This is a genomic window from Bacillus sp. SRB_8, assembly GCF_003264205.1.
GTDB lineage: Bacteria > Bacillota > Bacilli > Bacillales > Bacillaceae_G > Bacillus_A > Bacillus_A mycoides.
The window spans coordinates 57,933-66,713 of record NZ_NADT01000064.1 but is presented as its reverse complement, the minus strand read 5'-3'; the positions used below and the strand labels follow the sequence as shown (position 1 = coordinate 66,713).

Sequence of the window (8,781 nt, the reverse complement as noted above, 5' to 3'; positions counted from 1 at the left end):
CAAGGTAACACGGGTGCTACTGGACCTCAAGGCGCTCAAGGTAACACAGGTGCTACTGGACCTCAAGGTGCTCAAGGTAACACAGGTGCTACTGGTATAGGAGTTACCGGACCTCAAGGCGCTCAAGGTAACACAGGTGCGACTGGACCTCAAGGTGCTCAAGGTAACACAGGTGCGACTGGTATAGGAGTTACCGGACCTACCGGACCTTCTGGTGGGCCTCCTGGACCTACTGGACCTCAAGGTAACACGGGTGCTACCGGACCTCAAGGTGCTCAAGGTAACACAGGTGCTACCGGACCTCAAGGTGTTCAAGGACCAACGGGTGCTACTGGTATAGGAGTTACCGGACCTACTGGACCTAGCTTCCCAGTAGCAACAATCGTTGTAACAAACAACATCCAACAAACAGTACTCCAATTTAATAACTTTATTTTTAGTACTGCAATTAACGTAAACAATATTATCTTTAACGGCACAAATACAGTTACTGTTATTAACGCTGGTATTTATGTAATTAGCGTATCTATTTCTACAACTGCGCCAGGATGCGCTCCACTTGGAGTAGGAATTTCAATTAATGGAGCTGTTGCTACTGACAACTTCTCTTCAAATCTAATAGGCGACTCACTTTCATTTACTACAATCGAAACATTAGCTGCTGGAGCAAACATTTCTGTCCAATCTACTCTTAACGAGATTACGATCCCTGCAACAGGAAACACTAACATTCGTCTTACTGTATTTAGAATCGCTTAAATTTCACTATTTATTGTTTATGACAAATAAAAAAAAGAGCGAGAAACTCGCTCTTTTTTTGTTATGTACAATAATTCATTACTACTCTAATTCAATTGAAACATTTTTTTGTGGTACAAATGTAGAAATTGCATGTTTATAAATAAGCTGTTGCTTACCTTCTGTTTCCAGCAGGACTGTAAAATTATCAAATCCTTTAATTAATCCACGAAGCTGGAAACCATTTAATAAGTACAGCGTAACGAACGTATTCTCTTTACGGAGTTGATTTAAAAACTGATCTTGAATATTGATTGATTGCTTCATGTCGAATCCTCCTCTTTTTCTCTACTTACTATTATTCGACTTTAGTTGTAGCTTTCCTTCTATGTATCGTAAAATTTCTGACGTTTTTTCACCATCAGTAACATCGAACCACGTGACATCCATCTTATTACGGAACCACGTTAATTGACGTTTTGCATAACGGCGTGAATTCGTCTTTAATTGTGATACCGCTTCTTCTAAAGATACACGATTCTCAAAATAATCATATATCTCTTTATAACCAATCGCTTGAATAGATTGACAATCTCGCACTCCTCTTTCATGTAAACCTTTTACTTCTTCTAATAAACCTTGTTCAATCATTAGGTTAACACGTAAGTTAATGCGATCGTATAGCATTTCTCGATCCATTGTCAAGCCAATTAATGAAACATCGTACAGTAACTCATTTTCTTGTTTTTCGAGCTGGTTACTCATTTTTTCACCCGTCGTGTGAAAAATTTCTAACGCCCGAATAACACGCCTTACATTATTGGCATGAATACGCTCCGCACTTTCTGGATCTACTTCTTGTAACTTTTTATGTACATATTCCACACCGTGTTCTAATGCTAACTTTTCCATCTGTTCTCGGTATGTAGCGTCCCCAGCCTCATCTGTAAACTGGTAATCGAATAGAACAGATTGTATATAGAGACCGGTTCCACCAACAATAATTGGTAATTTCCCGCGCTCTGTAATTTCTCGAATGCACTTACGGACACGTTCTTGAAATTCCGCCACAGAAAATGAATCTTCCGGATCTTTTATATCAATCATATAATGTGGAATTCCGTCCATCTCATCTGTCGTCACCTTTGCAGTCCCGATATCCATCGTACGATAAATTTGCATGGAATCACCACTAATAATCTCACCATTCAACGCTTTTGCAAGATCGATACTTAATTTCGTCTTTCCGACAGCAGTTGGCCCAATGATGACAGCAACTTTTTCACGTTGCACTTCTCCCATATCATTCAACTCTCTTTATGTAATATACTCCATCTATTGATTATACCCAATCTTACCAATTTTAACGGCATGATTGCAAGTTCTTTGAATCTAGTACATGAAATTACACAAAAAAAAGAGCATAGCTTGTCCAATTCTGCATATACATGATAAAAAATAGCTCGGAGAGGGTGCAATGACTATGAAACAAGCGACTATCGATTTTCCATTATTAATAAAAGACCTTATTTTAGCTACTGCTACAAAAGAACAAAATTGTTCACAAGAAGAATTATACTTCGCACTAAATTGTTTACTACGTTCCTTTCATTCTACTCTTCAAGAAGCAACGTTACATCCAGAAAATAAAAATACAGAGTATATGCAAACTCAATTTTGCACCGCGTATAAAATTATTACAGGTAAAACAATTTACCCTTTTCAATAATTCTTATATAAAAAAAGCGGCCGCTTAGACATTTTCAAGCAGCCGTTTTTTATTTTAATAAACTATTTTATAACTTTCACTTTAACGGATTTACGCCCCCAACTATCAGCAGTGCTATCTGAACCAACTAAAACATCAATACGGTTTCCTTTAATCGCGCCACCAGTATCTCCAGCAATTGCTTCTCCATATCCTTCCACCCACACTTTTGATCCGAGAGGAATTACTTTCGGATCAACAGCAATAACTTTCATATTTGGATTCGCTGTTAAATCATGCCCCATCGCAGTTAACACACGACCACCATATGTGCCATTTTCACTCGGGTGAGCTGTGTAAGCTGTCGCTTCTACTGTTATTTCACGACCAGCAGGTTCACTTGTTTCAGTAGATTTTGCCACTGGCTTAGTTGCCGGCTTCGCTTGCGCTACTGGTTTACTTGATGCTCCACTTTTAACTGATTCTTTTCCATTAACTGCCGTATCATTTTTAGCCGGTGCTTTCTCCTTAACTGATGTATCATTTTTAACCGCCGTTTTCACCTTAGTTGGCGCTTCATCTTGAGCTGGAACTTCTTTTCTTTCAATAACAGGTGCTGTACCTGTTAAAAATGGTATGTGAACATACGCCGCTTTCCCGCCATATTCGAATTGTAACCATTCGTTTTGTACTTGATTTGTCGTTTCAATCAAGTCATCTTTTTTAAGCGTGCCAAGAATTTCTGAATCAGTATTCGCTCCAGCACGAATGTTTAATACGTTTGCTGTTACATAATAAGAACTTTTCGTAAACTCAGCACTTACAAAAGCTTCTTTACCATCTAATTTAATTTTGGACCATCCGTTTTCTGTATTTATAACATCTAATTTATTTCCACTTAACATTTTACCTACAAGTTTTGATTCTACAGTTGGGTTTTCTCTAACGTTTAATACATCTGTTGTTACAATCGTTTCCGCTTTAGCAGAACCTGCAAAAATCCCAAGACCAAAAACTGCTGCTGTTGCTATACCTAATAATTTTTTCATGAATAGCCTCCATTTGCTTTGTTTTCGTGTTCTCATTATAGCAACAGTTTTTTGTAGAATTTCGAAAATCACACAATTACAAAGCATTCGTAATAAACGATTAATGATTTGTAACATAAATTTCCATATTAAAAAATTGTATTTCTACCAAAATTAGCAATAGTTTTCATATATTTCTCACAAATTAGTATAAGAATTTTTTTCCAGAAAAAATTACAGTATTACTTTTTTGTTACAAAAAAATCACTTTTCATTACATCTTTTACCAAAATCCATCATAATCCAATTATTAAATTACTTTTTATAACGAAAAAGGAACAACTCCTATTAGCTGTCCCTTTTTATCTTTTATTTAACTTTCTTCTTCCAAACACCTATCATAATAGCTGAAACAATCGTTCCAATTAATATAGAAACAATATATAGCAACGGTTTATTCACTAATGCGATAACAAACAATCCACCATGCGGTGCCGGCAATGTAATTTGGAATAACATAGATAAGGCACCCGCGATACTTGAACCAACAACACAACTTACTATTACTCGAACCGGATCGGCAGCTGCAAATGGAATCGCACCTTCTGTAATAAACGATGCTCCCATAATATAATTTGTTAAACCAGATTTACGTTCTGCTTCTGTAAATTTTGTTTTAAAGAATGTGGTTGCGAATGCAATCGCAAGTGGCGGTACCATACCACCAGCCATAACTGCTGAGTGCACTCCAAAATTCTGCGCTTCTATTGCAGCAATACCAAATGTAAATGCCGCTTTATTAATTGGACCACCCATATCAATTGCCATCATACCACCTAAAATAAGACCTAATAATATAGCATTCGTACCGTTCAAACCATTTAACCATCCTGTTAACATTTCATTTAATGCTACTACAGGCGGATTTACTACTTTTTGCATAACAACTCCTGTAATCAACAATCCAAAGACTGGATATAACAAAACAGGTTTAATTCCTTCTAACTGTACTGGTAATCCTGAAAATAATCTTTTCAATCCTAAAACAACATATCCAGCTAAGAAACCAGCAATTAATCCACCTAAAAATCCCGCATTCGCTTGTGCTGCTAAAAACCCACCTACAACACCAGGCATAAAACCAGGACGATCAGCAATAGAACTCGCAATAAATCCAGCTAAGATTGGTACAAGGAATAAAAACGCACCTGTTTTTCCTCCCCCAATAGACATGAACAATTCAGCTAAAGGACCTTCCGCTTTTATACCACCAAACGAAAACGCTAGCGCTATTAAAATCCCACCACCAACAACGAACGGAAGCATATTACTTACACCGCTCATTAAATGCTTATAAATTCCTAGCCCTTTTTCTTTCTCTACATTTTCTGCCTTCCCATCCTCTTTTACCCCTTTAAAGATTGGTGCATCTTGTTTTATAGCTCGATTAAGAAGGATTTCAGTTTTTCTAATCCCATCGGCGACTGGTACTTGAATGACATGCTTCCCAGCAAAACGATTCATTTCTACTTGTTTATCTGCAGCTACAATAATAGCCGTTGCGCGTTCAATGTCCTCTTTCGTTAAATCGTTTTTAACACCTGTTGATCCATTCGTTTCAACTTTAATCGCTATTCCTAACTCTGCTGCTTTTGCTTTCAAACTATCCGCAGCCATATATGTGTGAGCGATACCAGTCGGACAAGCTGTAACAGCTAATACGTATGGCTCATTCCCTTCCGGCTTTGCTACTTCAACTTCTTCGTCTTCTTTTTCATTCTCTTTTTCATCAAATAAACGGAGAAGCTCATCCTCATCCTTTGCTTCTAATAATTGCTTGCGGAACCCTTCATCCATCAATAACGTAGAGAGACGAGATAACGTTTCTAAATGAGTATTATTCGCCCCTTCACTCGCAGCAATCATAAAAAACAGATGTGCAGGCTGTCCATCAAGCGACTCATAGTTGATACCGCTTACACTTCTACCAAAACAAATCGATGGTTGTTTTACGGCATTCGTCTTCGCATGAGGTATAGCAATCCCTTCCCCTATGCCAGTTGTACTTTGTGACTCCCGCTTTAAAATAGCTTCTTTAAATTCAGCTTTACTATTTAAACGATTTGCTCCGTCTAATTTCTCAACTAATTCATCTATGACAGCTTCTTTATTTGAAGCTGTCAAGTTCATAATAACTGTATCCCTTTTTAATAGTTCTGTAATTTTCATATGTTGCTTCCCCCTATCGCTTAGTTACAATTACTTGCGACAATAATTCTTCTACTTTTTCTTTTTCACATAAATCAGCTGAAAATGCTGTTGCACTCCCTGTTGCAACGCCATATTGAAATGCCTTTTCAATATCTTTTGTCTGTTCATATTTACCTACAAATCCTGCAACGAGAGAATCTCCGGCCCCAACCGAATTAATTACAACACCTTTTGGAACAGTTGCTTCATATATACCTTGTGCCGTAAATAATAAAGCCCCATCTCCAGCCATTGATACGATAACATGCTCTACACCTTGTTCAACTAATTTTCTTCCAAACGGTAAAACATCTTCTACTGTTGAAATCTCTACTCCGAATAACTCACCAAGTTCATGATGATTAGGCTTTATTAAAAATGGTTTATTTTTAATTACATGCTGCAGCGCACTTCCACTTGCATCGACTACTACGCGAATACCTTTCTCAGCTCCGAGCGCTGCGATTGATTCATAAAAAGTAGTTGAGATAGACGCCGGTACACTTCCAGCTAGTACAACACAATCTCCCTGCCTCATACTTTCGATTTGTTTCATTAATTGTTCAAATTGTTCATTTGTCACATTAGGACCTTGCCCATTTAATTCTGTCTCTTCTTGCCCTTTTATTTTCACATTAATTCGGGAATCACCGTCTACTTGGACGAAGTTTGTTGTTACACCTTCCGCCTGTAATACATCTTTAATAAATCGACCGGTAAATCCACCAGTAAATCCAAGCGCTACATTTTCAACACCTAAACGATGAAGAACACGAGAAACGTTAATGCCTTTCCCTCCAGGAAATTTCATATCTTTCTCTGCTCGATTTACTGCGCCTAAATCGAAGGAATTAACTTGTACTACATAATCAATAGATGGGTTTAAAGTAACTGTATAGATCATTGTTTATCAGCCTCAATTACATTGGTTTGTCTTTTATATTTTTCTAAATCAATTTCTAAATGGTTTGTAATAATATTCGCTTCTTCAACATTGGCAATTTTCGCAAATGCAACTTCTGAGAACTTACTTTCATCAATTAAGAAATATCCTTCGTTCGCAAATGTTAATGCCATTTGTTTTAAAAGTGCCTCTTCTGGATCTGGAGTTGTAAAACCAAGCTGTTCATGTACACCATTTGCTCCTAAGAAACATTTATCAAAACGGTACTTTTGCATACTTTCCTGTGCCATAGCACCAATTAAAGCTTTCGTCCTACTCTTCATCATCCCGCCTAGTAAATACGCACGAATATTATTTTCAACTAAAGCTTCAATATGCATAAGTCCATTCGTTACGACAGTAACATCTTTGTTTATTAAAAATGGAATCATTTCAAATGTTGTACTTCCTGCATCTAAATAAACGCAATCCCCTTGTTCAACAATACTAGCCGCATACTTGGCAATTTGTTGTTTTATTTGAATGTTTTTGGATGATTTTTCAATCATCGTTGGCTCCTGTCCTTTTCCTGTTAAAACAGAGGCACCACCATGAACTCTTTTTAATAACCTTTGTTTTTCTAATTGTGCTAAATCACGACGAATTGTCGATTCAGAGCTTTCTGTTCTTTCAACTAATTGTTGTAATTTAACAACCTTCTGCTCTTTTACAAGTTGCAATATCATTTGATGACGTTCAGGAGTTAACATTTTATTCACCTCTTCTTTGATTACAGTATAATGAAAACGATCACAAAAATCAACCATAAACAGTCAAAAATAATCACTATCAATCAAAACCGGTTATAAACAAAAAAAAGAAACCTATTTGATACAACAATCAAATAGGTTTCTTCTCTCGCTTCACTTATAAAGAAGCTTTATAAATTGCAAGAACATCATCTTTATTTAATTTTTTAAAGTTACCGAATTCACCATAAGCCATCGCTTTATCCGCCATTAAGTCAATTTCACTTTCTCTAATAGCGTAATCAGCTAATGTTACTGGAGCTTCAATTGAAGTCCAAAATTGACGTAACGCCTCAATTCCCTCTAATGCAACCTCTTTATCTGTCTTCCCATCTGTTTCTACATCGAATACACGAATAGCGAACTGTTTAAAGCGACTCACATTTTCATCTATAACAAGCTTCATCCAGTTCGGGAATAGAATCGCGAGTCCGCCCCCATGCGGTATGTCATGAACAGCAGAAACTGCATGCTCAATATTATGAGTTGCCCAGTCTCCTTTTACTCCCATCGCTAAAATGCCGTTTAACGCCATAGTACCGCAATATAAAATTGTTTCCCTATGCTCATAATTTTCTAGATCACTTAAAAGCTTAGGAGCTGTTTCAATTACTGTTCTTAAAACAGATTCACAATAACGATCTTGTAATTCTGTATTCATGCCGTGATGGAAATATTGCTCTAATACGTGCGACATAATATCGACCATACCATAAATCGTTTGATCTCTCGGCACAGACGAAGTATGTAGTGGATCTAAAATTGAAAACTGAGGGAATGTAACTGGACTGCCCCAGCCGTACTTTTCATTCGTTTCCCAGTTTGTAATTACAGATCCTGCATTCATTTCAGAACCTGTTGCCGCAAGAGTGAGTACAGTACCGAACGGTAACGCCTCGCTAGCAAATGATTTTTTCGTTACAATATCCCATACATCTCCATCATATTTACTACCAGCAGCAATCGCCTTCGTACAATCGATTACACTTCCTCCGCCAACCGCTAAAATAAATTCGACTCCATTGTCTTTACAAATTTGAATCCCTTTCTTTACTGTTGATAAACGAGGATTCGGTTCAACTCCTGTCAACTCAAATACTTCCGCATTTATATCCTTTAAAATAGAAATCACATTATCATAAATACCATTTCTTTTAATGCTGCCTCCTCCATACACGAGAAGAACTTTTTTACCGAACTGTGGAATTTCCATTTTTAACTGCTCTAACTGTCCTTTACCAAAAATAAGTTTTGTCGGATTACGAAATACAAAATTTTGCATATATCTTTACCATCCCTTCTATATAAAAAGCAACTATACTTTTGTATACCACAATTTTTTCATTTCACAAAAATATTTGCCTA

9 protein-coding genes are annotated in these 8,781 nt (G+C 37.0%); 2 read left to right on the top strand and 7 right to left on the bottom strand.

Annotated elements, in window-relative coordinates:
- Positions 1 to 759 (top strand): Gly-Xaa-Xaa repeat protein (locus B5P40_RS30425; RefSeq protein ID WP_142936378.1); only part of this gene is annotated, 759 nt, incomplete at its 5' end.
- 81 nt (positions 760 to 840) lie between these two features.
- On the opposite strand, the gene hfq is transcribed toward B5P40_RS30425, so the two are convergent.
- Together hfq and miaA are read right to left on the bottom strand one after the other, a co-directional pair.
- Complete coding sequence (gene hfq / locus B5P40_RS30420) at positions 841 to 1,065, bottom strand: RNA chaperone Hfq (protein WP_000813896.1); 225 nt, start codon at positions 1,063 to 1,065, stop codon at positions 841 to 843.
- Between the two features lie 21 nt (positions 1,066 to 1,086).
- Positions 1,087 to 2,040 (bottom strand): tRNA (adenosine(37)-N6)-dimethylallyltransferase MiaA, encoded by a 954-nt coding sequence (gene miaA, locus B5P40_RS30415; protein ID WP_002192716.1) that lies wholly within the window; start codon positions 2,038 to 2,040, stop codon positions 1,087 to 1,089.
- Positions 2,041 to 2,221: 181 nt separating this feature from the next.
- Between miaA and B5P40_RS30410 the strand changes: the two genes are divergently transcribed.
- The gene (locus B5P40_RS30410; RefSeq protein WP_033728137.1) at positions 2,222 to 2,467 is read left to right on the top strand and encodes a hypothetical protein; all 246 of its coding nucleotides are present in this window, start codon (positions 2,222 to 2,224) and stop codon (positions 2,465 to 2,467) included.
- Positions 2,468 to 2,529: 62 nt separating this feature from the next.
- Here the strand turns inward: B5P40_RS30410 and B5P40_RS30405 are convergent, their stop codons facing one another.
- The 5 genes from B5P40_RS30405 to B5P40_RS30385 form a co-directional block, all read right to left on the bottom strand.
- Positions 2,530 to 3,495, bottom strand: coding sequence for a 3D domain-containing protein (locus tag B5P40_RS30405; RefSeq protein ID WP_002014694.1), 966 nt, complete (start codon positions 3,493 to 3,495; stop codon positions 2,530 to 2,532).
- A gap of 348 nt (positions 3,496 to 3,843) precedes the next feature.
- Positions 3,844 to 5,703, bottom strand: a complete 1,860-nt coding sequence (locus tag B5P40_RS30400) for a PTS fructose transporter subunit IIABC (RefSeq protein ID WP_002190435.1) — start codon at positions 5,701 to 5,703, stop codon at positions 3,844 to 3,846.
- A gap of 13 nt (positions 5,704 to 5,716) precedes the next feature.
- A complete protein-coding gene (gene pfkB / locus B5P40_RS30395) occupies positions 5,717 to 6,628 on the bottom strand; it encodes a 1-phosphofructokinase (RefSeq protein ID WP_002128626.1) in 912 nt (303 codons plus the stop codon).
- Positions 6,625 to 7,377, bottom strand: coding sequence for a DeoR/GlpR family DNA-binding transcription regulator (locus tag B5P40_RS30390; RefSeq protein WP_002128628.1), 753 nt, complete (start codon positions 7,375 to 7,377; stop codon positions 6,625 to 6,627). The genes pfkB and B5P40_RS30390 overlap by 4 nt, the downstream gene beginning before the upstream one ends.
- Before the next feature lie 157 nt (positions 7,378 to 7,534).
- Positions 7,535 to 8,698 (bottom strand): iron-containing alcohol dehydrogenase, encoded by a 1,164-nt coding sequence (locus B5P40_RS30385; RefSeq protein ID WP_002190436.1) that lies wholly within the window; start codon positions 8,696 to 8,698, stop codon positions 7,535 to 7,537.
- Positions 8,699 to 8,781 lie beyond the last annotated feature (83 nt).